Annotated in this window: 23 protein-coding genes and 1 pseudogene; 21 read left to right on the top strand and 3 right to left on the bottom strand. The window is 41.4% G+C overall.

Features of this window, described 5'->3' with window-relative positions; genetic code table 11:
* Window positions 1-394: 394 nt before the first annotated feature.
* A complete protein-coding gene (locus D0463_RS17920) occupies window positions 395-529 on the bottom strand; it encodes an FbpB family small basic protein (RefSeq protein WP_117308715.1) in 135 nt (44 codons plus the stop codon).
* Window positions 530-773: 244 nt separating this feature from the next.
* Between D0463_RS17920 and D0463_RS17925 the strand changes: the two genes are divergently transcribed.
* The 9 genes from D0463_RS17925 to D0463_RS17965 all read left to right on the top strand — a co-directional run bounded on the left by D0463_RS17925 (window position 774) and on the right by D0463_RS17965 (window position 9,295).
* Window positions 774-1,616, top strand: coding sequence for an ABC transporter ATP-binding protein (locus tag D0463_RS17925; RefSeq protein WP_117308716.1), 843 nt, complete (start codon window positions 774-776; stop codon window positions 1,614-1,616).
* Entirely contained in the window at window positions 1,549-2,301 is a 753-nt protein-coding gene (locus D0463_RS17930) for an ABC transporter permease (RefSeq protein ID WP_117308717.1), read from the top strand. Before D0463_RS17925 ends, D0463_RS17930 begins: the two co-directional genes overlap by 68 nt.
* Window positions 2,302-2,343: 42 nt before the next feature.
* Entirely contained in the window at window positions 2,344-3,354 is a 1,011-nt protein-coding gene (locus D0463_RS17935; protein ID WP_117308718.1) for an aliphatic sulfonate ABC transporter substrate-binding protein, read from the top strand.
* Between the two features lie 238 nt (window positions 3,355-3,592).
* Window positions 3,593-4,576 carry a Gfo/Idh/MocA family protein gene (locus tag D0463_RS17940; RefSeq protein ID WP_117308719.1) on the top strand — a complete coding sequence of 328 codons (984 nt, stop codon included), beginning with the start codon at window positions 3,593-3,595 and terminating at the stop codon, window positions 4,574-4,576.
* Window positions 4,577-4,685: 109 nt separating this feature from the next.
* On the top strand, window positions 4,686-5,336 hold the full coding sequence (locus D0463_RS17945; protein WP_117308720.1) for a DsbA family oxidoreductase: 651 nt from the start codon (window positions 4,686-4,688) through the stop codon (window positions 5,334-5,336).
* 18 nt (window positions 5,337-5,354) lie between these two features.
* Complete coding sequence (locus D0463_RS17950; RefSeq protein WP_117308721.1) at window positions 5,355-5,660, top strand: iron-sulfur cluster assembly accessory protein; 306 nt, start codon at window positions 5,355-5,357, stop codon at window positions 5,658-5,660.
* A gap of 111 nt (window positions 5,661-5,771) precedes the next feature.
* Window positions 5,772-6,773 carry an NADPH:quinone oxidoreductase family protein gene (locus D0463_RS17955; protein ID WP_117308722.1) on the top strand — a complete coding sequence of 334 codons (1,002 nt, stop codon included), beginning with the start codon at window positions 5,772-5,774 and terminating at the stop codon, window positions 6,771-6,773.
* A 255-nt stretch (window positions 6,774-7,028) separates the two neighbouring features.
* A complete protein-coding gene (locus D0463_RS17960; RefSeq protein ID WP_367946592.1) occupies window positions 7,029-8,183 on the top strand; it encodes a M20 family metallopeptidase in 1,155 nt (384 codons plus the stop codon).
* A gap of 215 nt (window positions 8,184-8,398) precedes the next feature.
* Window positions 8,399-9,295 carry a hypothetical protein gene (locus tag D0463_RS17965; protein WP_117308723.1) on the top strand — a complete coding sequence of 299 codons (897 nt, stop codon included), beginning with the start codon at window positions 8,399-8,401 and terminating at the stop codon, window positions 9,293-9,295.
* Between the two features lie 97 nt (window positions 9,296-9,392).
* Here D0463_RS17965 and D0463_RS17970 read toward each other — a convergent pair whose 3' ends face one another.
* Entirely contained in the window at window positions 9,393-10,691 is a 1,299-nt protein-coding gene (locus tag D0463_RS17970) for an acetamidase/formamidase family protein (protein ID WP_117308724.1), read from the bottom strand.
* A gap of 397 nt (window positions 10,692-11,088) precedes the next feature.
* Between D0463_RS17970 and D0463_RS17975 the strand changes: the two genes are divergently transcribed.
* Entirely contained in the window at window positions 11,089-11,502 is a 414-nt protein-coding gene (locus D0463_RS17975) for a DUF5392 family protein (RefSeq protein ID WP_117308725.1), read from the top strand.
* A 642-nt stretch (window positions 11,503-12,144) separates the two neighbouring features.
* Here the strand turns inward: D0463_RS17975 and D0463_RS17985 are convergent.
* The gene (locus D0463_RS17985) at window positions 12,145-13,956 is read right to left on the bottom strand and encodes a terpene cyclase/mutase family protein (protein WP_117308727.1); all 1,812 of its coding nucleotides are present in this window, start codon (window positions 13,954-13,956) and stop codon (window positions 12,145-12,147) included.
* A 185-nt stretch (window positions 13,957-14,141) separates the two neighbouring features.
* Between D0463_RS17985 and D0463_RS17990 the strand changes: the two genes are divergently transcribed.
* From D0463_RS17990 to D0463_RS18040, 11 genes and pseudogenes are all read left to right on the top strand, one after another.
* A complete protein-coding gene (locus D0463_RS17990; protein WP_117308728.1) occupies window positions 14,142-14,237 on the top strand; it encodes a YjcZ family sporulation protein in 96 nt (31 codons plus the stop codon).
* 278 nt (window positions 14,238-14,515) lie between these two features.
* On the top strand, window positions 14,516-14,809 hold the full coding sequence (locus tag D0463_RS17995) for a putative quinol monooxygenase (RefSeq protein WP_117308729.1): 294 nt from the start codon (window positions 14,516-14,518) through the stop codon (window positions 14,807-14,809).
* 31 nt (window positions 14,810-14,840) lie between these two features.
* A complete protein-coding gene (locus D0463_RS18000; protein ID WP_117308730.1) occupies window positions 14,841-15,506 on the top strand; it encodes an NAD(P)H-dependent oxidoreductase in 666 nt (221 codons plus the stop codon).
* Window positions 15,507-15,548: 42 nt separating this feature from the next.
* Window positions 15,549-16,679, top strand: a complete 1,131-nt coding sequence (locus D0463_RS18005; protein WP_174234345.1) for an NADH-dependent flavin oxidoreductase — start codon at window positions 15,549-15,551, stop codon at window positions 16,677-16,679.
* A gap of 500 nt (window positions 16,680-17,179) precedes the next feature.
* Window positions 17,180-19,561, top strand: a complete 2,382-nt coding sequence (locus D0463_RS18010) for an immune inhibitor A domain-containing protein (RefSeq protein ID WP_117308731.1) — start codon at window positions 17,180-17,182, stop codon at window positions 19,559-19,561.
* Window positions 19,562-19,706: 145 nt separating this feature from the next.
* Window positions 19,707-20,147, top strand: coding sequence for an OsmC family protein (locus D0463_RS18015; RefSeq protein WP_117308732.1), 441 nt, complete (start codon window positions 19,707-19,709; stop codon window positions 20,145-20,147).
* 180 nt (window positions 20,148-20,327) lie between these two features.
* Complete coding sequence (locus tag D0463_RS18020; protein WP_117308738.1) at window positions 20,328-20,753, top strand: OsmC family protein; 426 nt, start codon at window positions 20,328-20,330, stop codon at window positions 20,751-20,753.
* A gap of 111 nt (window positions 20,754-20,864) precedes the next feature.
* Window positions 20,865-21,275: pseudogene (locus D0463_RS18025) on the top strand (methyl-accepting chemotaxis protein); the annotation flags it as partial.
* Between the two features lie 346 nt (window positions 21,276-21,621).
* Entirely contained in the window at window positions 21,622-22,431 is an 810-nt protein-coding gene (locus D0463_RS18030; RefSeq protein ID WP_117308734.1) for a sugar phosphate isomerase/epimerase family protein, read from the top strand.
* A gap of 36 nt (window positions 22,432-22,467) precedes the next feature.
* Window positions 22,468-23,643: a substrate-binding domain-containing protein gene (locus D0463_RS18035; protein WP_117308735.1), complete on the top strand. Its 1,176-nt coding sequence runs from the start codon at window positions 22,468-22,470 to the stop codon at window positions 23,641-23,643.
* Window positions 23,644-23,685: 42 nt separating this feature from the next.
* On the top strand, window positions 23,686-23,960 hold a 275-nt coding region (locus tag D0463_RS18040; RefSeq protein ID WP_160118476.1), incomplete at its 3' end, for a Gfo/Idh/MocA family protein.

A 23,960-nucleotide genomic window follows, 5' to 3' on the forward strand; every position in this document is an offset into this window, starting at 1 on the left:
TCCTGCGGAAAAACGGGCTGGCAAGACCCCGCAGCGAGGTACGAGTGAGGAGGCTTGCCAGTTCGTCCGAGGAAAAGCGAGTAGATTCCATGACCATTTGAAAATCAACAATGGAATTTAACAGAGCCAATAGTAAAGAAGTGCAGAATGATTCAAACTAAGGAAACCGAGATTAGAAGGTTTCGAAAATAATTAGTCACTTACAAGTGAATCTGGGGATGCCGTTTATCCAATGGCAAATAATCTACAGGAAAAAATGTAATGTAATCGAAATGATTTTGGTCAAAAAGAACATTAGTGTAAAAAAATGAGAGGGTATTCCAAATGAAAGATTCGGAACATCCTCTACTTACTATCAATTTCAAAGAATTTCGATGTTTTTTTACATTGCTGTCTATGCAAGCTTCTTGAATTCATGCCTTTTTTCAATTCGTTTGTCTATCTTTTCTAATGCTTGCTTGTCACCCAGCAATTCTTTTTTATTCTCTTGTATTAATTCTTCTAAGGATTTCGTTAACTTTCGGCGCATACTAACACTCCTTCCATACTTCATAAGCTTGTGACTGAAAATACTGTATATTTAAAATAATAAAACATTTAAGCGGTAATAACGGTTAAATTATTGACAGTTTTATGACTCTTTGAAATTTTATGAAATATAAATCGCAAAATATTTATATTTTCTAGATCACAGTTGACAAAAACGACTATTTTCCGCATTATATATACATAAAACCTATAAAACTACTTGGATTTAACACGAGGTGAATAATATGTATTTGACGATAGATGGGATTGAAAAAAGCTTTTTAAATGAAAAAAAAGACAAAGTACAGGTGCTCGATGAAATTAATATTAATGTTGAAAAGGGCAGCTTTGTGTCGATTGTTGGACCATCGGGCTGTGGGAAATCAACCCTCCTTTATTTAATCGCGGGACTTGAAAAGGCTGATAAAGGAGAGATTCGTGTAGCCGGAAATAAGGTGACAAAGCCAGGACCGGACCGGGTTGTCGTTTTCCAGGAAGCAGGATTGTTTCCGTGGCTGACAGTCCTTGAAAATGTCACATATGGCCTGAAGATAAAGAAGATGCCCAAAGAAGAAGCGAAGGCGAAGGCCATGGACATTTTAAAAATGGTCCACCTCAGTCGCTATGTCGATTCCTATCCCCATCAGCTATCCGGAGGCATGAAGCAAAGGGTGGCCATCGCAAGGGCACTGGTCATGGAACCGGACATTTTGTTGATGGACGAGCCATTTTCAGCACTTGACGAACAAACAAGAATGGTATTGCATAAAGAACTGCTTGAAATCTGGAGAAAAACAAAAGTTACGATCTTTTTTGTCACCCACAATATTCGTGAGGCCGTTCTCCTTTCGGAACAGGTTATTGTCTTTGCTACGCGCCCGGGGAAAATCAAGGAGACGATTTCCATACCATCGATGAAAGACGGGGTCATGCCGGACAGCGTTACCTTGAATACCGAACAAAGGATTCTATCCATTTTGCAGGAGGAAATTGAAAAAGTACTGAAGGAGGAAATCGGTAATGACTACAGCTTTAAGACGAATCATATTCATCGGAATGATAGCGGTGATATGGGAAGTAACATCTAGACTTTCCGGTCTTCCTGAATTCATGTTTCCGAGCCTGACCCAGGTATTCGAAACACTGTTTAATGGATTAATAAGTGGACAAATAACAGGAGCGATTGGGAAAAGTCTCGGTCGCATCCTGCTTGGGTTTACCATTGCGATTATTATCGGCCTTATTTTAGGATATTTTATTTGGCGTTATAAGCTTATTGAAGATACGCTTGGTTTTATCGTAACGGCCCTGCAGTCGATTCCGAGTATTGTCTGGTTTCCATTGGCGATCATTTGGTTTGGGTTAAATGATTTCTCTATATTGTTTATTGTCACAATTGGAGCGACTTGGACGATGACCGTAAATGCGACAAGCGGATTCAAAAATGTCCCCCAGCTCTATCAAAGGGTTGCAAAAACTTATGGATCAAGCGGTTTTCATTTTCTGCGAACCGTTATCTTGCCAGCTTCCGTTCCACAAATTATTTCCGGTTTGCGTATCGCCTGGGCTTTTTCCTGGCGTGCGTTAATGGCCGGTGAATTGCTAGGCGGCGGAGGGGGCCTCGGTCAATTGCTGGAAATGGGAAGATCGCTCGGACAAATGGATCTGGTCATTTCGGTCATGATCATCATTGCGGTCATTGGAACGATTGTAGATAATGTCGTTTTCTCCCGTTTGGAACGCAATGTCCAAACCAAATGGGGAATTAGTTAACAGCAATCAAAGAAAATTACAGAAGAATAAGGAGAGAACAACATGCTTAAAAAATCAATGTTTTACCTTTTCATTTCCGTATTGTTTATTGGAATATTAAGCGGGTGTGCACAATCGGGAGATGAAGGATCGAAGGGTTCCGACGAAAAAAATGTGAAGATTGGTTACTTTCCAAACTTAACGCACAGCGCGACCATCGTTGCGCTTGAAAAAGGTTATTTTAAAGAGGAATTTGGTGAGGATGTAAAGATCGAAACAAAAACGGTAACGAATGGCGGACTATTTATGGAAGCTATGGCGACAAAGGCTATCGATGTCGGTACAGTCGGTCCTGGTCCTTTGCTTAACTTCTATGTGAAAAACCCTGAATACCATCTTATTTCCGGTGCGGTAAATGGAGGTGCTGTCCTTGTTGCAAATGAAGGAAGCAATATTAAGGACCTAGCAGATTTGGATGGGAAAAAAGTTGCGATCCCTGTTATCGGAAGCACTCAGGATGTTATGCTTAGAAAGGCACTTCAAGAAGTAGATTTAAAACCAAAAACAAACGGTGGTACTGTTGAATTGCATGCAGCAGCACCTGCAGATACTGCTTCACTTTTCGTTCAAAAATCAGTCGATGCTGCAGCTACCCAGGAACCTTGGGGTTATGTACTTGAAAATCAGGCGAAAGGAAAATTGTTGCTGGATTGGGATGAGTTCGCATGGGGAAAAGAGTCGACAAATACGGTAGTGGCTGCGAGAAAAGATTTTCTTGAAAAAGAAGATCTCACTACAGCTTACTTGAATGCCCATAAGAAAGCAGTAGACTTTATCCAAAATAATCCTGAAGAAAGCCAGGAGCTGGTGATTAAGCATCTTAAGGATATAACCGGAAAAGAGTTAAACAAAGAAGAAGTTGCCGCTGCGTTTTCACGCTTGCAAGTAACAACAGAGGTTAATGAACAAGTCATTCAGGAAATGGCGGATATCAGCAAGGAAGCTGGCTACGTGACCAGCAGTGATATTGACGGCTTAATCAATCAGAAATTGCTTGAACAAGTTAATAAATAAATGTTATTGTGGCAGGAGCGTTGATAAACAGCGCTCTTGTCGTTTTTTATTTTGTACTATATAAACTGAGTATTTTAAGAAAGAAAAGAATAAACAGACAATATTTGTGTGGACAGAGGATTGTAATTTCTGCATAAGTGCAACTACGCCTCTGTCTTCGCCTTTAAAAAGGCTCGCCAATCGACGAGTTTTCTAATAAAATAGGGATATTGCTTTATGAAAGAGGAGGAGATTTTTAATGGTTCGTTTCGGGATAGTCGGTACCAATTGGATAACAGAAAAGTTTTTGGATGGTGCCAGTCTTGTTGAGAATTTGACATTAAGTGCTGTCTACTCGCGTAAAAGCGAAACAGCAGAGGAGTTTGCCGGGAAATATGGGGTGGAAAATACCTTTACCGATTTAGAGAGTATGGCAAAAAGCGATTTGATTGATGCTGTGTATATTGCCAGCCCCAATTCCTTGCATGCAGAACAGGCGCAAATCTTTTTGCGAAATAAAAAACATGTTATATGCGAAAAGCCGATTGCATCGAATAGCCGCGAGCTAAAGCAAATGATTCATACAGCGAAAGAAAATAATGTGCTATTAATGGAAGCGATGAAGTCGACTTTTCTTCCGAATTTCCAAAGTGTTCAAGAGAATATACATAAAATCGGCAAGGTGCGTAAGTTTTTTGCGAACTACTGTCAATATTCCTCCCGTTATGATGCTTATAAAGAAGGAAACGTATTGAACGCATTCAAGCCTGAGTTTTCTAACGGGGCATTAATGGATATCGGGATATATTGCATTTACCCGCTCGTGGTTTTATTTGGGAAACCTTCACGTGTCCAGGCAAATGGCTTTCTTTTGGATACAGGTGTTGATGGAGAAGGAAGTGTGCTCCTTACTTATGAAGGGATGGAAGCTACCGTAATGTATTCTAAAATAACAGAGTCCACTCTGCCATCCGAAATCCAAGGAGAAGATGGAAATATCAGGATTGATCGGATCTCTACGCAAGAAAAAGTTGAAATCCACCGCCGTGACGGGTCGATTGAAGATATTACTGTTAAGCAAGTTAGTAACGGAATGCACTATGAAGCAAAGGAATTTGCTGATTTAATTCAGGCAGGAAAGACCGAGTCGGATAAAAACACTTTTAGCAATTCAATGATCGTAATGGAGATATTAGATGAAGTCCGAAAGCAGATCGGGGTCGTTTATCCGGGCGACCGTTAAGGAATCCTTCTTTAAAAGTTATATCAAGCAACTTATTAGACATCCTATCTCTATAAGAGTATAAAATATAGATACCAATAAAAATCACTATGGATGGAAGGGTTGCACGATGTCACTGAAGATAAAAGTCTACTCCGATTATGTGTGTCCGTTCTGTTTTCTGGCAGAAGAACCATTAAAAGAGGCAGCTAAAGGGAAAGATGTAGAAATTGAATGGATGCCTTTTGAGCTTCGTCCATTTCCAAATAAAACCTTGCTTCCAGAAGAGGACTACCTGCAAACCACATGGAAACAGTCAGTTTATCCTACGGCTGAGAGATTAGGTGTGGAAATCGTGTTACCGAAAGTATCCCCACAGCCTTATACTCACCTGGCATTTGAAGGGTTTCAATATGCGAAGGAAAAAGGCAAGGCCAATGAATACAATGACCGGATGCTTCGCGCTTTTTTCCAAGAGGAAAAGGATATTGGGGATGTCGAAGTGCTTACCGAATTAGCAGGCGAGCTTGGTCTGGATCGAACCGAGTTCAAACAAATCCTGGACACAAGAAAATATAAAGAAGCACATCAGAGAGCGCTCGAGCATGCTTATAATGATGCGGATATTCAGGCGGTTCCGACATTCATAATCGGGGAAACCAAGACCGCGGGAATTCTCTCTAAAGAAAAATTAGAAACAATCATTGAGGACGAGCTTAAAAAGCAAAAGCAAGACGACTTTCCGGAAGGCCTAGCCTGCGGAATTGACGGTTTTTGCTAAGAGACTGGAGGATGAGATATGAACTGTAAAATAAATCGCAATGCAGCAAAAGAAATAAAAAAGATGTTGAGCACTGAAGAAGCTGAAGGGAAAATGATTCGTGTTTTTGTAACGATAAACCACGTAGATCATGCCCATTATGACCTGAAGCTAGATACTCCGACAGAACATGATGAGATTGTGAAAACGGACAAAGACATCGATGTGATTCTTGATAAGCGCGAAGATTTTCTCGATGGAGTCTGGATTAAGTACTTTTATGTGCCAGAAGCAGGGTTTGAAATCACAAACCCATCTAAAGAAAGCCATGGCCACCGCCATTAAATTTCGCAGCCAGGACCGGTGAAAAACTTGCCATTCCTGGCTGTTTCTTTTTTGACCAGCTGCTTCAACTTTGCTATCGTAAAAATATACTAAGTGGAAGGGTGATTTTTGATGGGAGAGCAATTCAAAGCGTTGTTTGTAAATAAAACGGAGAGTGATTTTTCCGTAAACATCAAGGATCTTACATTAAATGAACTGCCTGAAGGTGAAGTATTAATTAGTGTTGCCTACTCCAGTGTCAACTATAAAGATGGCTTAGCATCCATTCCAAAAGGTAATATTGTAAAATCCTATCCATTTATCCCTGGAATCGATTTGGCGGGGGTTGTCGTTTCATCTACAGATTCCCGGTTCCGAGAAGGCGATGAAGTCATTGCAACAAGCTATGAGATTGGCGTCTCCCATTATGGCGGTTATAGTGAATATGCCCGGATTCCCGCAGAGTGGATTGTCCCACTTCCAGAAGGTTTAACGTTAAAAGAAGCGATGGTTTACGGAACGGCAGGCTTCACGGCTGCGTTATCGGTTCAGCAGCTGGAGGACGCCGGATTGACACCTGAAAAAGGGAAGGTGCTCGTTACCGGAGCGACGGGAGGAGTTGGAAGCATAGCGGTTGCCATGCTTGCCAAAAGAGGATACCACGTTGTAGCCAGTACCGGAAAAGAATCCGAGCATGATTATCTACATAAGATTGGCGCAAAAGAAGTGCTCACGCGAGAAGAAGTATACAATGGGAAATTGAGGGCGCTTGATAAACAGGAATGGGCAGGTGCCGTCGACCCTGTCGGCGGTGAAACGCTTGCGGCTGTTTTAAGCAAACTGAATTATGGCGGAGCGGTCGCTGTCAGCGGCTTAACCGGCGGTACATCCGTGCCGACTGCTGTATTCCCATTCATTCTCCGCGCCGTCAAACTATTGGGAATTGATTCGGTCAATTGCCCGATGGAAGTACGCAAACCGTTATGGAGCAGGATGGCGACTGACTTAAAACCAGCAAACCTGTTGGAAGAGATACAAAAAGAAATAACGCTCGAAGAACTGCCTGACGCCCTGGGTGTTATTTTGGAAGGGCAGGCCAGAGGGAGAATGATTGTGAAGTTAGGGAGCAATTAGAGAAAAAACATGATCGCTACGCTGCGCTCGCATTGGTAATTCGATACAGAATATAACTTTTTAAGAGCCTGCTACTCTTTTTAATAAGGGTTGCAGGCTCTTTCTGTTCTTCTTGGTATATTACGATTTCAGCCTGCTCTGAAACATTTCAGGATTATCTCTTTCCTTATTTGTTACCCGCTTCACGAAATTCCCTGTTTAATTTCAAGCTGAGTGTGGAAATGAACAAATATAGAAAAAAAGGAGGCGTTCTCTATGGATCAAATAGAAACGTATCTTGAGGGTAAAATGCCTGAGATGAATAGCTTATTGGAGAAAATAGTGAACATAGACAGTGGTTCCTATCATAAAGAAGGTGTTGATAAAGTAGGGTCTATAATCAGAAAAGAGTTCGAAGACATTGGTATGTATGTAAAGGTTCACCGGGAAACTGAATTCGGTAACCACCTCGAAATTAAAGGTAGTGAAAAAAGCGAGCCTAAAATAATTATTATTGCGCATATGGATACGGTTTTTCCTGTCGGTGAGGCAGAAAAAAGGCCATATAAGATAATCGGTGACAAGGCATACGGACCAGGTGTGAGCGATGAGAAGGCGAGCCATGTCTCTGTTCTTTATGCCCTAAAAGCTCTAAAGGAAAAAGGTTCGGATGCTTATAAAAATGTACATCTCATTTTTAATGGTGATGAAGAAGTAGGTTCCCGTACGTCAAAAGTGATTATTAAAGAGGCAGCCGAGGGTAAGGATTTCTCGCTTGTCGTTGAATCGGGAAGACCAGATGACGGGGTTGTTACGGAACGAAAAGGTGTCGGGAGATTCATTTTTGATGTCAAAGGTAAAAGCGCCCATGCAGGCGTTGAACCTGAAAGGGGTAAAAGCGCGATTGAAGAACTGGCGCATAAGGTAATCATGCTTCAAAACTTAAGCGATTATGAGCAGGGGTTATCCGTGAATGTCGGTTTAATTGATGGGGGAACCTCTTCCAACACAGTAGCACCTGAAGCCCAGGCACAGGTAGATGTAAGGGTAAAAAATATGAAACAAGCAGAAGAAATTACCGGTAAAATAACCAAAATAGCCCTTGATGAAAAAGTCACGGGCACAGAAACAGAGCTTACCGGAAGAATCGGAAGGCCGCCGATGGAAAAAGTCGAAGGTACAGATAAACTGTTAAACGTCATTAAAGCAGCAGGAAAAGAGCTGGGAATGTCCATTAGAGAAGTGAGTACGGGAGGCGGCTCTGATGCAGCCTATACATCTACAGAAGGAGTCCCAACGGTTGATGGCATGGGGCCGCTTGGCGAATTCTCCCATAGTGATACAGATGAGTATGTTGATTTAAAATCTTTTCCTAAACGTACGGCTTTACTCGCTAAAACGATTGAGCGGTTAAGTGATCACAGACAATAAGTTTTTATTATTGAGGGTGTCCCAAAAGCAAAGCTTGGGACACCCTTTCCATTTTGCAAAGAACATATAATTTTTGTAACTTTGAAAGACTAATCTTTCATAAATTTCCTGATTTGAGGTTGCAATAAATCCCTTCAAAGTAACTATTTACAACGAATGTAGTCAGGTGGAGAAGATGCACAATAACTATTGATGCTTATGTAGGAGGTGACAAAGTGAGAATTTCCCATCTCTTGATTTTCATGCTGGTTTGCGTCTTGGCGTCCGGTTGTAACCAGCAGGGTAATAATGAAAAAGGCATGCAGGAATCGATTGAAAATATGGCGAATAATGAATCGGTTCAGCGTGGCTTCTCTGAAGGTCGAATCCATACGATTAAAAATGATCATGGGAGTAAAGAAGATATACTCCTTAATACGATGGAAGAGCAGGAAATGATGCTTACAGACAAGGAACTTCGTGATCAATTGCTGGATTTTAATATTAAAGTAAATAAGCAGATGGTAAAGGATCCAGCTGGAAAAGAGCAATTAATGGAATCCACGCTCGAAGTAACGGATGGAATCAGTGCAGATTCGAATAAACGGGAGCGTTTTGTGAAGCAACAACAAAACATTAGACAGCAGGCCTTAAAGAACAATCATTTGAAAAATAACATGCTTAAACAAAATGTAAGAGAACAGCAGCTGGCGTTAGAAAACCCGGGAACCGCAAAAGGTATCAAAGAGCTTTCCATAGATACATCAAAGGCTGTTTTATCGGATGATCAGCTAAGGCCGGAAATGCTAAAAATGAATATACAGGGATTCAAAGAGATCTCTGAAGATCCGACATTGCGTACGGAAATGGCCCGGACAATGTTGCCGTTGCTTAAGGATCCAGTCATAGCGTCAGAATTACAGAAAATGATTAAGCTCGCGGTAGCCCAGGAAATGAAAAAAATGCAAGCAGCCATGCAACAGCAAATGCAACAACAAATGATGCAGATGCAACAAAAGCAAGAACAGCCGAATAAACAAAGTCAACCGAACCAGCCAAAAGGCGAACCAGAACAAGCTCCACAACCGAACGGTGATACACAAACTAATAATAAAGATCGAAGCCCGGCGTAGTAGCAGATCCTAAGTATATACTCCATCTGCAGTAACAGCAGAAACCAAAAAAGCCGCGTTAAGCGGCCTTTTGGTTTCTTTATTTCAATTCGCTATACTACTCGTTGATATACTGATCCCTCACAAGCTGGGTGATGCCAATCTTATTTAGAAATTCCACTGGGCAGAGGAAAGTCACCGTCACTACACCTGGATGCCTGCCAATTTCGATTGAACCGGTTATGGTAGCCCGATTCATTACTTCCGGAACGGTAATGCCAAGAACATCAGCAGCTCTCTTTAAACCGTTTTCTGTAGCTTCATTGAGGTTTGCTCCCGTGCCGATAAAGGAGACAGGCAAGGATTCCTCTAACTTCTTGACTCCCCATTGATCCGCTACATTAGCGGCGATTTCCTTCTCTTTTTTTGTGATTGGCTTCGCAAGGTAAGGGAGATCTTCTGCGACAGGCAACAAAATCGGTCCTTCGATATTCAGTCCTTTAATGACCTTCACTTGCAGGGTAACAACCCCCGCCACATCAGCCGTATGCCCGGCTATTTCGCCATCACCTTGCATGGCATGCATATCTCCAAGATACACGCCTCCGCCTTGGACTTTAACAGGACTGATGAGTACAGCTCCTTCGCGGACTCGGTTGATATCCATATGGCCATCGGTTCTTTCCTCTAATTGTTCTTTTGTCACTTTGTAGTCATGTGGAGCATCGATCAAAGCCTGACCAAAGTCCCCAGCATTGTGAGAGTCGGGAAATGGTCTTGAAGGCGTTGTTCCAAGCTGGCCTAAAAAGGGGCGCAACCTTGCTACCGTTCCAACAATATCATGAGGTGCAAATGTAACAATAGGGTTTTGAATGGATTGCTCCGGTATGGCCATATAAGAATGGCCTTCATGTGCAATATGCTCTGCTGCTTCTTTATTTAATGTGACCCCAACATTTCGATTGGAATCAAATGCGATCGTATATCCATTTGTAAAGACAAACGGGACGATATCTTTTCCGCAATCTGCACAGCGAATAGCTTCTTGGCCAATTCCTTCAATGATCGTTTCAGGGTTCACAGTGCCGCACTCGGGACACTTTCCAGCAACAAAAGGATCTCCGAGGAATCTACCTTCTACCGGTTGATCATTGCCTGATGAGGTAGCGGATGAAGTGACCCTGATCGACTTAATTTTGATGGCAATCGCATCACCTATTTCAGCTCCTTCTACGAAAACAGGCTTGGTCACCTCATGGCCGCCGCGAATAGCGGGTGTGATCATCGGCCCCCAGCATCCGGGCGCTGTATTTGCGACAATATGGCCGCCATCCTTAACAGGTCCGAGCATCTCATTCTTTGGATCTAAGATGCCATTAGTAAAATCATTAACAAATACAGTTTGTTTCGCATCCATTTCATTGCCCCCAAATTCATTTTATTTTTTTGGATTATACAAACTCAGTATAATCAATGAAGATAGCGCTTTCAATTTATCTGTTTACATACGATTAGCAGGGGAATTATAATAAAGCGAATCTTTTGACACAATAGCGCATCTTTAGTAAGATTGTTATATAATTTAATTCCTTTAAGGGGAGTAGCTTTTACAGCAAAGTCGTCAATACAGAGACAGTGTCTCTCGGCTTTGTTGGCAACTCAACGTTGTTAGCAAGACCTTACCTGAAAACGGTAGAGGTCTTTTGTTTTTTACTGGAGGACCTTTGCCAAAGCGGCAGAGGTTTTTTTAGTATCTTTTAGGAAAGGATAGGGTAAATACATGAATATCTTTATGACAAACAATATTTCCAACTATGCCAAAAAAAGAATTGGAACAATTGCAGGAAATCATTTCTCCCATATTGAGTAAAACAACGAAATATATGATGTGGGCTTTTCCTTTAGTAGCCGTGTCCTTCTTTAATCTGATTACTTTGCTATTTTTTACTGAATCAAGTGAAGCAACTATGATTCAGCTGGGCTTTTTTGCGCTGATTGGCGCATTCGGCCTCGCGTTGTCAAAGGAACGAAAATTAAAGCAAAAGGAAGTTCTGAAGCTCGGAAATGACTATATGATCAAAAGGATTGAAAAGAGTTCGTATCTTACGGATGTTCGCAAGAAAGAATACATTTCGATGATAAATGCGCAACCATTAATCGCGATCAATAGCTTCATTGAATTCGTAAATGAGGAAGAAAGGCTCATGAAACAAGGCGATTACAGCTAATATATAGAAAAGAGAGGTCGCGAGTTTTTAGCGATCTCTCTTTTTTGGTGAAGCTGATTTTCCAAAATTAATTTTTTTCGTAAAAGTTGGAGATAATTCTGAAAAAATGAAGGTTATTTCTGTAAAAGTGAAGGTTAATTCCGTAAAAATTAATTCTTTTCCGTAAATGATAAAGCAATTTCCGTAAACTCAATTTTCACATCCACTTTAAAATAACCCGCCATTAACCAGGCGCCACATTCTATGCCGGTGTCCTTTGTTATTCGGATCTACGTTACAACCCATTAACCAATGTGCGGCGTTGTCTCTTTCATCTTTCGTGATGCGTACTCCTAAACATCTTGATAACCGGTCTACCATGCCATAGCAGCGCCCAGGGTGTTTTAAATCGTCACGCCGGTAAGATCTTAAAATGCCATAAACACGGCGGGCGTTCCTTGGATTACGCATCTTTGAGCGGAATACCTTCATCAGCCTTCTGTCGATATATGCCAACACTTCACCCCCTATTGATAGTTATCGTTGCAACGATAAACAGAGGTGATGCACCCCTGTCCCATAGCAACTTACCATATGTTATGGAAATTCTTGAGGGCAGAAACGGCTTTTTACTACTATCATGCAAAAACCGCTGAAAAATAGTTATCTATCTATTCTTTTAAGATAATGACTTAGAGTGAGCAACGGCCAAATGCGATTATAACTATGATAATGGATGTAAAAATGTCCGGGTAATCCAGCGCCTGTCGGGTATGTCATCATTTTTTCAGGGTGCTCCTTCCAATTCAGGATATAAGCTATGCCTTTATCAACATCAGATGTTGTATCGTCATAGATTGATAGGAGCGCATCGACAGCCCAGGAGGTTTGCACAATCGTCGAAAAGGAAAGAGGGATATAAGTCCTTTCGCTGTCACTTTTACACGATTCTCCCCATCCACCATCAATCTGCTGGATCGTTAGCAGCCATTGTTCCGCTTTTTGAATCGCCGGATGATCAGTTGGCACCCCAACGGCCCGCATTCCTGTTATGGCTGCCCATGTTCCATAAATATAAGACACTCCCCATCTTCCGTACCATGAACCGTCTTTTTCCTGATGATCGAGCAGCCACCCAACGCCTGCTTTTACGCGCGGATGGGAAATGGTCAATTTTAGATAGTTCCCTAGAAATTCAAGTGTACGCCCGGTCAAATCGGCAGTCGACGGATCGATTATCGTATCTTTAAAGTTTTGGATCGGCAATGAAGCCATCAGGTTTGTATGGATCCTTTTTTCAAATGAACTCCATCCGCCATCATCATTTTGGATGGCAAGCAGCCGATTCACACCTGAATTCCATGATTTCCGATATTCCGGGTCAAGCAGCGAAAAAGAGGAGAGAGCCCGCAATGCCGCCTGCGTATCATCTGTATCAGGGTTGCTCGTATTGCTTTCGGAAAAGCCCCATCCGCCTGGAATAGACTGTACAAATTGGCCCGCTCCCTCTCTGTGCTGGACGGACAGTAAATACCTCGCTGAAGATTCAATCACTGGATCTTCAACTGAAACTCCCGCTTCCTGTAAAGCATAGCTAAGCAAAGCCGTATCCCAAACCGTGGACGGAGAATTTTGGAGATGGTATCCTTCTCCGCTTTTATAGAGCAACGATTTTAGACCTTGTACCGCATTTTGAATCAGGGGAGATGCATGGCGGTAGCCGAGTGCGAGAAGAGCATAAACCATATAGAATGTGGCACTGGCATAGCTGTACAGTGTCCCATCATGTTCAATGCTTTGGATTATATATTTTTCAGCCTTCTTGATTGCGGAATTAGTAGAAAATCCATCCAAGGGCGTTTCTCTTAATTTATTTGCTTTGTGGCTTTTAAATAAATGACTCAAATCCGGCGTCCAGCGGTTACTGATCGAGAATTTTTGATTGCCCAGTATTAACACGGGAGCAAAATGGGCTCTAACATATGAACTGAATGTATGGAAATTAACCGGAAGAAAGGCAGGCAAATGGATAATCGAGAGAGGAAGGGGGAAAAATCTCGGCCATGGATATAGCCTGTTTAAGGCGAGCATGAACTTTGTGGAAACATGGGCCTTTTCCAAGCCGCCATGATCAAGAATATATTTCTCCGCTTTTTTCATATTTTCGTCCGAAGTATTTACATAGCCTGAAAAAAACAAAGCGGTATAGGCCTCAATGGTTGCTGAAAGATTTCCTTCATCATCCTCATACAGTTTCCATACTCCATCCTGTTGGGTGCACAGCAGGCGAGTTACAAGGTTTCGAATCAATTCGTCTTCGTCGAATTCGAGCACTCTTAACATGATAATCATATAGGCATCGGTCATGGGTCCGCTCTCGAAACAATATCTCCAAGTCCCATCGTTACATTGTTCTTCTTTAATAGCTTTTATCAATCGCTGTATTTCCGTTTGAACGTTTTCTTTCAGATTCATTTCTACTCCCTCGCTGTCCATTGAAAACATATCTATTTATAAAATATGAAACAAGGACAGGATGTGTAAGCCTCATCTTGCAATTCCACACTTTGATTAATTTTGTTGAACTGTGTTCTTTATCCAAACAATTAAATATCCAAATCATAAGATGTATTAACCTTCAAAAAGGAGGTGTAGACATTATGGGTTACGAGGATAAAGGAAATGGCTTTGGCTTTGCGCTGATCGTAGTTCTATTCATCTTATTGATCATTGTAGGAGCTGCATATGTTTACTAATAGCTTCTAAACTTAGCATCAAGGGGTAATGTTCTGGCATTTGTGACACTACACTAATAGGGTTACAAATGATACACCTAGGGTAAAGACGTCTGTACGCCTTGCAGACGTCTTTTTGTGATGGAGTAAGTGAGCATTTTGTGTGCGCATAAGAAAAATAAGGACTATACTAATTGCACGACTTATCATTATTTTGCCTCGTTGATGGGAAGAGTAAGGTATGTTAGCGGAAGATTAGCAGGAGAGTCAGAAAAATCAACAAGGGGGAGGGCGCTATCATGATCGTCATTCATGCCTATATGAAGGTGAATCAGGAACAACGTGAAAACTTTCTTGAGCAGACCAAACAGGTTATGGCAGGGTCTAAAGCAGAAGAAGAGAATATCAGCTACCATCTCTATGAAGATCCAGAACAAACAAATACATTCGTTTTTGTAGAGGTATGGAAGGATGAAAAAGCCATAGAGAAACATGAGGAAACACCTCATTTCAAGACTTTTATCAAGGAGCTTCCGCCATTATTGCATGAACCGATACGAGTTGAAAAATACGAAGCAAAAAAGATTAGCTAATTTAATTACATCAAGAAAGAGGAGCTAACCATTGACAGATATAAAGCAACAAATTCTTAACGCCTTTCAATTCAGGCATGCAACGAAAGCGTTCGATCCAACTCGGAAGATCCCTGATGAGGATTTCAATTTCATCCTGGAAACGGGCAGATTATCTCCGAGCTCTGTCGGGTTTGAACCGTGGAAATTCCTCGTGGTCCAAAACCCGGAATTAAGAAAGAAATTAAAGGAAGTGTCCTGGGGAGCACAAGGGCAACTTGCCACCGCCAGCCACTTTGTAATTATCCTTGCCCGTAAAAATATGAGATTTGATTCAGGATATGTACGCAATCATTTAAAAACCGTCATGAAAATGTCTGATGAGAGCATTGAAAACGCCTCTGTCAGATATAAAGAATTTCAAGAGTCCGATCTTAATCTGTTTGAAAGTGAAAGGACCTTGTTTGATTGGGCCAGTAAACAGACTTATATAGCCCTGGCCAATATGATGACCGCGGCGGCCCAAATAGGGATTGATTCTTGTCCCATGGAAGGATTTGAATACGAATCAGTTAACAAAATTCTTCTTGAAGAAGGATTGTTGGAAGACGGTCAACTCGCTCCGTCTGTCATGGTAGCTTTTGGTTACCGGGCTGAAGACCCGAAGCGTTCCAAATCGAGAAAAGATATCGATCAGATTGTAGAGTGGGTTAGGTAAAAACAATAACAGTAATCTCGCAAATAACGGAGGAACACAAACATGATGAATTCAAAATACGTACCATTATTCGAGTCATTAACCCTTCGCAATGGGACTCAATTAAAGAATCGGGTCGTAATGGCACCGATGACTAACTTTTCTTCAAATCCAGACGGTACTGTGACAGATGAGGAAGTCAACTATTATATGCGCCGTTCACATGGAGTCGGCATGGTCGTAACCGCTTGTACATATGTAACAGAAAACGGCAAAGGGTTTCATGGAGAATTTGGCGCAGATCGTGACGAGCTGATTCCAAGCTTGAAAATGTTAGCAACAGGAATTAAAGAAAAAGGCGCAAAAGCCGTTCTTCAAATCTTCCACGGCGGCCGCATGTGTCCACCGGAATTGGTTCCAAACGCTGAAACGGTCAGTGCAAGTAGCGTTGCCCCGGAAGGAGATGGACAGACGGTTCCAAGGTCTTTGACGGAAACTGAAATTGAATCAATCATACGCGATTATGGAGAGGCAACACGCCGGGCGATTGAAGCCGGTTTTGACGGCGTAGAAATTCACGGTGCCAACGGTTATCTCATTCAACAATTTTTCTCGCCTCATTCCAACCGTCGTGAAGACCGTTACGGGGGCAGCCTGGAAAAACGTATGACTTTTCCGATGGCGGTTATCGATGAAGTTCAGAAAGTGGCAGCAGCTCATGCGAAGGGCCCGGAGCCGTTCCTGATCGGGTATAGATTTTCACCGGAAGAGCCTGAAACTCCCGGGATCACCATGGCAGATACTTTAGCATTAATAGATGCCCTCGCTGAGAAGAATCTCGATTATCTTCATGTTTCCTTGAATGATTTCTGGTCCACTCCTAGACGTGGTGTTGAGGATACACGCTCGCGTATGGAAATGATCCAGGAGCGGGTAGGTGAAAAAGTGCCTGTCATCGGGGTAGGTTCGATTTATACGGCAGATGACGCACTAAAGGCAAAGGATACAGGCGTGCCATTAATCGCTTTGGGACGCGAGATCATCATCGACCCTGACTGGGTAGAAAAAGTCGAGCAGGGTAGAGAAGCGGAAATTGTCACAAAGATTAACAAGGATGCCCAACAGGAGCTTGTAATTCCGAATCCGCTCTGGCAGGCAATCGTCCATACACCAGGATGGTTTCCGGGTGTATAATAGTCCTCTGGAAGTAAAACTTGAAGAGGTATGCTTATAGGTATGAGTAAGCTAAAATAAATAAGAAGTGATCAGGCTGAATCTAAAAACACAAAATGTGTTTCTGGATTCAGCTTTTTTAATTCTCCTAGCTATGATAAAGATCCCTGTTGATTTATCGACAATACTTTATTACAGAGCCCTTCTTTTCAAATGCGCAAAATTAAGAGGCTACTCTAGGTAATTGGAATTATATTTAGATTTTCGTAATATTCGGGACTCTAATAATTATTAGTTTTTTGCTTCATTTTTAAATATATTAACCTATTTACTTCAATTAATAGTTTGAAAATAACAGCCTAATAGCATATAAAATCAATAAAAATTTATTATTTATCGCTTAAATTAAAAGAGTTATATAGTAGGTTTTTACTATATATAAAGACCTTATATTATTATAAAATTTACTAGAATTTAATAAAAATTCAGAAAAATTTAATATTAATTAGGGGGTAAAACTGTTGAAGAAAAAGGCCGCATTGAATGTTTTTTCGAAGATTACAGCCAGTACATTAGTAGCCACTACTTTATTTGCTGGCTCTTTTGCCGGAACTACCGCTGCACCAAAGCAGGTTTCTGCTGCACCAGCACCATCAGTGCCTATTGATCTGAATATCGTCGACCAGGACCGTCTGGCTAAAGCTTTACAAAAAAGAGGAATTATACCAAAAAATGCTTCCGAGAAAGAAATAAATGAAGCGGTAACAGACTATATTGAAGAAAAGCAGGGTGAAAAACCTGCAGCAGCCGGAAAATTAACGAAAAAACAACAGGAATTCGATAAGAAAACGAAAGACTTTGTTTCAAAGCAGAAAGAAAAGCTTTCAAAAGATCTGTCTAAGGACGAAGGCTTCCAAAAAGGCAAGCCGAATGGTTATGTCAAGGTAGATCCTGCAAAACAATCCGCGTACACAGGTGGAGTACGGGAAGACAAGGTATTAGTATTGTTGGTAGAATATGCTGACTACAAGCATAACAATATCGATCAAGAAGCTGGCTATATGTATTCGAAAGACTTTAACCGCGAGCATTATGAAAAGATGCTTTTTGGCAATGAGGAATTCACGCTGTTTAATGGCGAGAAAATCAAAACCTTTAAGCAATACTATGAGGAACAATCGGGGGGAAGCTATACTGTTAAGGGCCAAGTAACTAATTGGCTGACGGTTCCCGGAACTGCAAAGGAATATGGGGACGATAATCCTCAGGGCGGGAATGATAATCTTGCTCCTAAAGGGCCGCGGGACCTTGTAAAGGACTCACTTAATGCGGCAGTGGCTGCAGGAATTAATTTATCTGAATATGATCTCTTTGATCAGTATGATCTTGATGGTGATGGCAATCAAAACGAGCCGGATGGACTTGTTGACCACTTAAGTATAATCCATGCAGGAGTAGGCCAGGAGGCTGGCGGAGGCAAATTGGGCAACGATGCCATCTGGTCACACCGCTGGACAGTTGGTAATCAACCGTATGCTGTTCCTGGTACGACTGCAAAAGTACCATACTGGGGCGGGCAAATGGCTGCATTTGATTACACCATTCAACCGGAAGACGGCGCAGTCGGGGTATTCGCACATGAATATGGCCATGACCTTGGTCTTCCTGATGAATATGACACACAGTACACCGGAAACGGCGAGCCGATTGCTTCCTGGTCAGTTATGAGCGGTGGCAGTTGGAACGGTAACATTGCCGGCACAACACCGACAAGCTTCTCACCGCAAAACAAAGAATTTTTCCAAAAAGTCATGGGTGGAAACTGGGCAAATATCCAAGAAGTAAACTACAAAGATATTAACAGATTAGGTCTCGCCTCTGTTGTTGACCAAAGTGTCACTAAGTCGAAGAAGCCTGGGATAATAAAGGTTAACCTACCTGATAAAGAAGTGAAGGGAATTCAGCCGGCTTTCGGCACCAAGTATTATTATAGTACGAAAGGTGACGGTCTTCATACAGTCATGGAGACACCGCAGTTTGATTTAACGAATGCAGAGGTTGCAACATTCGATTATAAGCAATTGTATGAGGTTGAATTTGATTATGATTATCTCTACGTGAAAGCTGTTCCGGAAGGTGAAACCGCTGTTACCCTGGACACCATCGGTGATCAGAATACAGAGGGCGGCCTTGAAACAAGCAAAGGATTGTGGGAGGATAAATCCCTTGACTTAAGCCAGTTTGCGGGCAAAAAAGTGAAGATCGTGTTTGAATATGTAACTGATGGAGGATTGGCGCCTAATGGGTTTGCCGTCGATAACCTGCAATTGACAGTAGACGGAAATGTTGTATTCTCTGACGATGCGGAAGGAAATGCTAAGGTTACCCTAGATGGCTTTGAAGTGTCAAACGGAATCATTAAAAAACCGCATTACTACTACTTAGAGTGGAGAAACTATTCCGGATCTGATAAAGCGCTGCAATTCTCGCGCGGAGTGAAATATAATACCGGTTTGGTAGTTTGGTATGCGGATGATACGTTTACTGATAACTGGACAGGCGTCCACCCTGGTGAAGGATTCCTGGGAGTTGTGGATTCCCATCCTGAAGCCATTGTCGGAAAATTGGATGGTAAGGATTCTATCAATCAAAGTACACGATACCAGGTTTCGGACGCGGCTTTCTCTTATGACAAAGCACCTGCGTGGTATATCGACAGCCCAACCCGCGGAATTTATGACTACAAAGGCTCCAAGGGTGTTACAACATTCGATGATTCCAGAACTTACATGAATACAACAATCGATGACGCGGGACGCAAGGTTCCTAACTACGGCCTTAAGTTCCATGTTCTCGGCGAAGCAAAAGACAATTCATCCGGTATGGTTTGGATTCGTAAATAGGTTTGAATGAGGAAAGACATCGGGCTTAGCTCGATGTCTTTTCGTATCTTCGCAACCAAGAATACTCTATCTTAAATGGAATATAATAAGGATGTTTTTCAGAAATCCGTAAATTTTAATACGCTAATAAAAGGAGGAGCTTTATATGGAAAATAAACTAAACTTTCATGTGAGGGGAACTACTAAAGGAATGCAGACAATAGTGAAATCCAGTAAACACACAATTACAATCGACGAGCCCCCGGTAATGGGAGGCCATGATTCGGGACCCGATCCGTTAACAACATTGCTTAGTGCCCTTGCTGGATGTGAAAATGTAGTGGCAAACCTCGTGGCTAAAGAAATGAATTTTGACCTGCAAACCATTGAGTTTGACATCAAGGGGGTCCTTGACCGTAGAGGGCTAATGGGTGATCCCGGCGTCAAGCCGTATTTTGAGAAAGTGATGATCGAGGCAAAAGTGACAACGAGTGAATCACAGGAACGGATCAATGAGCTCCAAAAGCTAACTGACTCACGTTGCCCTGTATATACGACTCTTGAAGCGGCAGGCATACCGCTCGAAACGACTTGGACAAAAGCATAAAACAATGGGCTGGACCAAAAGGACACGTTAATAACTTCTTGGTTTCAGCCTTTTTTATAATCATAAGTTGACTTTTCTATAAACCCTTTGTTAATTCAACACGATAGAAGCAAAGAATACATATTTAGAGCTGGCTCATATTAATAGGTGTTACAGTTAAAAATGAAGGGATTGGAACAGATGAAAACAAAAATAACATGGACAGGGCAAATCGCTTTTTCAGGTCTGACTCCTTCGGGGCATGAAATCAAAATGGATGCCGCTGAGGAAGCGGGTGGCAAGAACAGTGGCGCAAGGCCTACCGAACTGCTTCTTCATGCAGTGGCAGGATGTACAGGAATAGACATCATTTTAATATTACAAAAGATGCGTCTAAATCCCACTTCCTTTCATATGGAAGTAGAAGGCGCCCGGGCTGAAGACCATCCAAAACGCTTTACGGATGTCCATATTCATTACGCACTGGAAGGGAAACTGCCAGAAGATAAAGTATCCCGGGCGATCCAGCTGTCAAAGGATAAATATTGTTCCGTTTCTCAATCATTAAATGCAAACATTACGGTGAGTTATTCGATTAATGGTATTTCGGCAAAACAAAGGTTATAAAATGTTTAATGAAAAAGAGGGGTAGATGCCATAATACCCCTCTTTTTAGATGATCAAATCTTTATCCTCTACTCCTAAATTGGAAAATGAGATAATTTTTTAGCGGAAGAATCTAAGAAATCCGCCGAACAAATTAAGAATATGATTTCAGAAATTCAAAAAGAAACACATAGAGCAGTTCAAGCCATGGGTGAAGGAAACACTCAAGTAACAGAAGGATTGGCAGACACTGAAAAGGCGAATCAAGCTTTCACAAATATTTCCCATTCTATCGAAGGAGTAGTTAAAAGAGTACAGAAGGTGGCCGAATCAGTCGAAGAGCTATCCGAGTCAAGCAATCTAATTTCCTATACGGTTAACCAGGTAAAAGAGATAAGTGAGAGAAGTGCTGCCGGAGGCCAGGAAAGTGCGGCAGCGACAGAAGAACAGCTTGCAACGATGGAAGAGGTAACTGCATCATCCGAGTCGCTGTCGAAGCTAGCAGAAGACCTTCAAACCATTATTTCTCGGTTTAAGTTATAATTCCATAGATTCAAATTTTGCTCGGGCAAAATTATATTATTTGAACATTCAATGAAATTTAAGAATTAAATTTAAAAACTATTAAAAAAGAATTGCATAAGTTAATGTAATCGATTACAATTCTAGTGAGATTAGAAACATTTTTTTTAAGAATATTAATAGAAAAATAGTGAAAAAGTGTAAAAAAGGTATATTTTGATTTGTAGCCATTTTTACAGTAATTCCAAAACTATTTTTATAACGTTTTGTAATCGATTACAAAAATTTGAGGAGGTGGTAGCCTTCAACAAGTTTAATAGGTATTACGGCCATTGTGAAACTATTCTACTAATTAGGAGGGAAAAACATGAAATTAGGATACCAGACAAATACCTGGGGAGGTGTAGTCGGACACCCTGGTGGAGTTACATCGGTGAAAGATAGTTATTACCTTGCCAACGGTTCAACAGAAGAAGCTTTAAAAGATATTAGTGCTGCTGGATACAAAGGCTTTGAGTTATTTGATGGGAATCTTATGCAATATAAAGATAAAAAAGAAGAGTTTAAAGCGCTCCTAAAAGAGACATCTCTCGATTTTATCGGAGTTTATACAGGCGGGAACTTCATCTTTCCGGACATCTTGGAAGAAGAACTGATCAAAATTGAAAGTGTGGCATCTCTTGCTTCTGAATTAGAGGCTAAGCACCTTGTTATCGGCGGCGGGGCCATCCGTGCGAATGGCATTTTAGAAAGCGATTACAATGAGATGGGCAATGCTTTAAATCAAATAGTTGAAATAGCCGAGAAATATAACCTGATCGCAAGTTATCATCCACATATGGGTACAAATGTTCAAGCACCTGATCAGTTGGACAAGTTAATGCCATTAACAAGGATTAATTTAGTTCCGGATACGGCCCATATTGAAGCTGGCGGTGGAGATCCGGTAGAAGTCATTAGAAAATATGTAGATCGCATCAAATATGTTCATTTAAAGGACTATCAAAATGGTGAGTTCTTGCCACTTGGAGAAGGACATCAAAAATTTGATGAAATGATTCAAATATTAAATGAAGCAAATTATGACGGCTGGATCACTGTTGAACTAGATAGCTATGCCGATCCGAAAAAAGGCGCTGAAATTAGCCGCAAATATCTATCAAAATTCGAATCATAAAATTGGTTTATGTTTATTAAACAAAGGGGGCACATTATGAAGAAATTATTTTCTATGTTTGTCATGATTTTACTGTTAGGAACGCTGGTCCTTGCCGGGTGTAATCAAGGGAATTCAACTACTGGCGGAGAAAACACAGAAGATTCAGGTACAACTCCAGAAGAAACTAATACAAAAGGTCCAATCAAAATTAATCCTGAAATTCCAGATCAAGAAATATTAAGTAAAGGTCCAGACGGGGAAGCAGCAGTATCCGCAAAAACTCTGGAGCTTAGTGAAGCGGATGTTGAAAAGATTAAAGAAGGAAAGTATAAAGCCGCACTAGTTATGCACTATGCAGGTAATGACTGGGCGACTGCACAAATCGACGGTTTAAAAGCAACTTTTAAAAGAATGGGTATTGAAGTAGTAGCTGTTACAGATGCTCAATTTAAAGCAGAAAAGCAAGTTTCCGATATTGAGACAGTTTTAGCTAAAGATCCGGATCTTATCGTAGGTATTCCAGTTGATCCAGTATCTACTGCTGATGCATTTAAAAAAGCTGCTGACGCTGGAGTCAAAGTAGTGTTTATGGATAATAAACCAAGTGGATTGGAAGCCGGAAAAGATTATGTAAGCGTTGTATCTGCTGATAACTATGGAAATGGTGTTGCGGCAGCGGATATCATGGCAAAACAGCTTGATGAAAAAGGAAAAATCGGCGTCATTTATCATGATGCAGACTATTTTGTAACAAAACAGCGTACAGAAGCATTTGAAGCAACAATCAAAGAAAAATACCCGGACATTAAAATTAAGGCGCGCGGCGGTATAGCCGTTCCTAATGATGGTGAAAAGGTTGCTTCTGGTATGTTAACGAAAAACCCTGATTTAGATGGGATTTTTGTAGTATGGGATGTTCCAGCTGAGGGTGCTTTAGCGGCAGCTCGTACAGCCGGCAATAATGATTTAGTCATAACGACGATTGATTTAGGAACGAATGTTGGTTTAGATATTGCTTCGGGTGGAATCATCAAAGGCCTTGGAGCTCAGTTACCATATGACCAAGGAATCGCGGAAGCGATCTTAGGCGGATATGCTTTACTTGGTAAAGAGGCGCCAGCCTATGTGGCTGTTCCGGCATTAAGTGTAACAAAAGAAAATGTGTTGGATTCATGGAAGCTTGTATACCATAAAGATGCTCCATCACCTATCCAAAATGCTGCAAAATAATTACTAAACTATTAAATTAACCTTTTTAGGGAGGACAATAAAATGAAAAAAATTAACGTAGGTATGATTGGCGGAGGATTTATGGGGAAAGCGCACGCACTAGCGTATGCAGGAATGCCGATGTTCTTTTGGCCGGCGCCTGCGATCCCAAACCGCCACACATTAGTCGATGTTAATGATCAATTAGCTCAGGATGCGGCGAATAAATTGGGATTTGAAAACTACTCATCAGATTGGAGAAAAGTAGTCGAAGACCCTAACATCGATATTATCGATATCGTTACTCCAAATGATTCTCATGCTGAAATCGCGATTGC

Origin of the sequence: Bacillus sp. V59.32b, assembly GCF_003429085.1 — a bacterium.
In the GTDB taxonomy this organism is placed as follows: domain Bacteria; phylum Bacillota; class Bacilli; order Bacillales; family DSM-1321; genus Peribacillus.

Bases quoted from the DNA above. Each gene is read 5' to 3' on its own strand.
- D0463_RS18015 (WP_117308732.1), top strand. From the start codon at position 19,707: ATGGAAAATAAACTAAACTTTCATGTGAGGGGAACTACTAAAGGAATG.
- D0463_RS17935 (WP_117308718.1), top strand. From the start codon at position 2,344: ATGCTTAAAAAATCAATGTTTTACCTTTTCATTTCCGTATTGTTTATT.
- D0463_RS18020 (WP_117308738.1), top strand. From the start codon at position 20,328: ATGAAAACAAAAATAACATGGACAGGGCAAATCGCTTTTTCAGGTCTG.
- D0463_RS17950 (WP_117308721.1), top strand. From the start codon at position 5,355: ATGAACTGTAAAATAAATCGCAATGCAGCAAAAGAAATAAAAAAGATG.
- D0463_RS17990 (WP_117308728.1), top strand. From the start codon at position 14,142: ATGGGTTACGAGGATAAAGGAAATGGCTTTGGCTTTGCGCTGATCGTA.
- D0463_RS17945 (WP_117308720.1), top strand. From the start codon at position 4,686: ATGTCACTGAAGATAAAAGTCTACTCCGATTATGTGTGTCCGTTCTGT.
- D0463_RS17975 (WP_117308725.1), top strand. From the start codon at position 11,089: ATGCCAAAAAAAGAATTGGAACAATTGCAGGAAATCATTTCTCCCATA.
- D0463_RS18005 (WP_174234345.1), top strand. From the start codon at position 15,549: ATGATGAATTCAAAATACGTACCATTATTCGAGTCATTAACCCTTCGC.
- D0463_RS17955 (WP_117308722.1), top strand. From the start codon at position 5,772: ATGGGAGAGCAATTCAAAGCGTTGTTTGTAAATAAAACGGAGAGTGAT.
- D0463_RS18030 (WP_117308734.1), top strand. From the start codon at position 21,622: ATGAAATTAGGATACCAGACAAATACCTGGGGAGGTGTAGTCGGACAC.
- D0463_RS17970 (WP_117308724.1), bottom strand. From the start codon at position 10,691: ATGGATGCGAAACAAACTGTATTTGTTAATGATTTTACTAATGGCATC.
- D0463_RS18035 (WP_117308735.1), top strand. From the start codon at position 22,468: ATGAAGAAATTATTTTCTATGTTTGTCATGATTTTACTGTTAGGAACG.
- D0463_RS17930 (WP_117308717.1), top strand. From the start codon at position 1,549: ATGACTACAGCTTTAAGACGAATCATATTCATCGGAATGATAGCGGTG.
- D0463_RS17940 (WP_117308719.1), top strand. From the start codon at position 3,593: ATGGTTCGTTTCGGGATAGTCGGTACCAATTGGATAACAGAAAAGTTT.
- D0463_RS17995 (WP_117308729.1), top strand. From the start codon at position 14,516: ATGATCGTCATTCATGCCTATATGAAGGTGAATCAGGAACAACGTGAA.
- D0463_RS17960 (WP_367946592.1), top strand. From the start codon at position 7,029: ATGGATCAAATAGAAACGTATCTTGAGGGTAAAATGCCTGAGATGAAT.
- D0463_RS17925 (WP_117308716.1), top strand. From the start codon at position 774: ATGTATTTGACGATAGATGGGATTGAAAAAAGCTTTTTAAATGAAAAA.
- D0463_RS17985 (WP_117308727.1), bottom strand. From the start codon at position 13,956: ATGAATCTGAAAGAAAACGTTCAAACGGAAATACAGCGATTGATAAAA.
- D0463_RS17920 (WP_117308715.1), bottom strand. From the start codon at position 529: ATGCGCCGAAAGTTAACGAAATCCTTAGAAGAATTAATACAAGAGAAT.